Source organism: Pedobacter sp. Leaf41, assembly GCF_001422545.1.
Taxonomy (GTDB): Bacteria; Bacteroidota; Bacteroidia; order Sphingobacteriales; family Sphingobacteriaceae; genus Pedobacter.
Genome location: NZ_LMLE01000005.1, coordinates 1 through 1,863 on the forward strand (window position 1 = coordinate 1; position 1,863 = coordinate 1,863).

2 protein-coding genes and 1 pseudogene are annotated in these 1,863 nt (G+C 49.5%); all 3 read left to right on the forward strand.

Annotation, left to right across the window (positions count from 1 at the left end; genetic code table 11):
* Window positions 1-1,533 (forward strand): tandem-95 repeat protein (locus ASE92_RS07140; RefSeq protein WP_157255674.1); only part of this gene is annotated, 1,533 nt, incomplete at its 5' end.
* Window positions 1,518-1,580: pseudogene (locus ASE92_RS21695) on the forward strand (hypothetical protein); the annotation flags it as partial. The gene ASE92_RS07140 and the pseudogene ASE92_RS21695, both read left to right, overlap by 16 nt.
* A 27-nt stretch (window positions 1,581-1,607) precedes the next feature.
* Window positions 1,608-1,863 (forward strand): Ig-like domain-containing protein (locus tag ASE92_RS07145; protein WP_235527312.1); only part of this gene is annotated, 256 nt, incomplete at its 3' end.

Genomic DNA, 1,863 nt, shown 5'->3' on the forward strand with positions numbered 1-1,863 from the left:
GACAGTTTTGTTGTAACAGTAAGCGATGGTAAAGGTGGAACAACAACGGTAACCATCGTCGTAACGGTAACTTCGGTCAACGATGCTCCGGTGGCTACMTCGCCTGCAATCACCACAGCAGAAGATGTACCTGTGAACGGAACGATCACTGCAAGCGATGTGGATGGTGATGCATTAACGTTCACCACGACTACACCTCCAACTAACGGAACGGTGGTGGTAAGGCCAGACGGCACCTACACTTACACGCCAAACGCAAACTACAACGGAACGGACAGTTTTGTTGTAACAGTGAGCGATGGCAAGGGCGGAACAACAACAGTGACCATCAACGTAACGGTAACTTCGGTCAACGATGCTCCGGTGGCTACCTCGCCTGCGGTAACCACAGCTGAAGATGTTCCGGTGAACGGAACGATCACGGCGAGTGCCTTCACCACGACTACACCTCTAGCCAATGGAACGGTAGTGGTAAGACCRGATGGAACCTACACCTATACSCCAAACGCSAACTTCAACGGAACMGACAGTTTTGTKGTAACRGTAAGCGATGGTAAAGGTGGAACAACAACGGTAACCATCAACGTAACGGTAACCCCTRTGAACGATGCGCCAACAGCTACGTCGCCAGCAATCACCACAACTGAAGATGTTTCGGTTAACGGAACGATCACGGCAAGCGATGTGGATGGTGATGCCTTGACGTTTACCACGACGACAGCTCCAACAAATGGAACGGTAGTGGTAAGACCTGATGGAACCTACACCTATACGCCAAACGCGAACTTCAACGGAACCGACAGTTTGGTTAATGATGTTCCGGTAGCGGCTACTCCTGTAAACGTTAGTACCAATAAAAATACGCCGTTAAGTGGTCAGGTTACTGCTACTGATGTTGACGGCGATCCGTTGACCTTCACAGCAGGAACACCTCCGGCAAATGGTACTGTTGTGGTAAATCCTAATGGAACATTTACTTACACACCTAACAACAATTACAGCGGAACTGACAGTTTCACAGTAACAGTTAGCGATGGCAAAGGCGGAACAACCACGGCAACGGTTAATGTAAAAGTTGCCCAAACCAATGTCGCTCCGGTGGCGACTTCTCCGGCAATCACCACAGCTGAAGATGTTCCGGTGAACGGAACGATCACGGCAAGCGATGCGGACGGTGATGCCTTGACGTTTACTACGACGACAGCTCCAACAAATGGAACGGTAATGGTAAGATCTGACGGAACCTACACTTATACACCAAATGCGAACTTCAACGGAACCGACATTTTTGTTGTAACGGTAAGCGATGGTAAAGGCGGAACGACAACGGTAACCATCAATGTAACAATCACTCCGGTCAATGATGTTCCGGTAGCGGCTATTCTGATAACCGTTGGCACCAATAAAAATACGCCGATAAGTGGTCAGGTTACCGCAACTGATGTTGACGGCGATCCTTTAACCTTCACAACAGGAACACCTCCGGCAACACACCTAACAACAGTTACAGTGGAACGGACAGTTTCACCGTAACAGTAAGCGATGGCAAAGGCGGAACAGCGACAGTAACGGTCAATGTAAACGTTGCCCAAACCAATGTTGCTCCGGTGGCTACCGCTCCGGCAATCACCACAGCTGAAGATGTTCCCCTTAACGGAAAAATCACTGCAACTGATGCCGATGGTGATGCATTGACGTTTACCACGACAACCGCTCCGACAAGCGGAACAGTAGTGGTAAGACCAGACGGAACCTACACCTATACGCCAAACGCCAACTTCAACGGAACGGACAGTTTTACAGTAACAGTAAGCGATGGCAAAGGCGGAACAACCACGGTATCCATCAGTGTAACGGTAACTC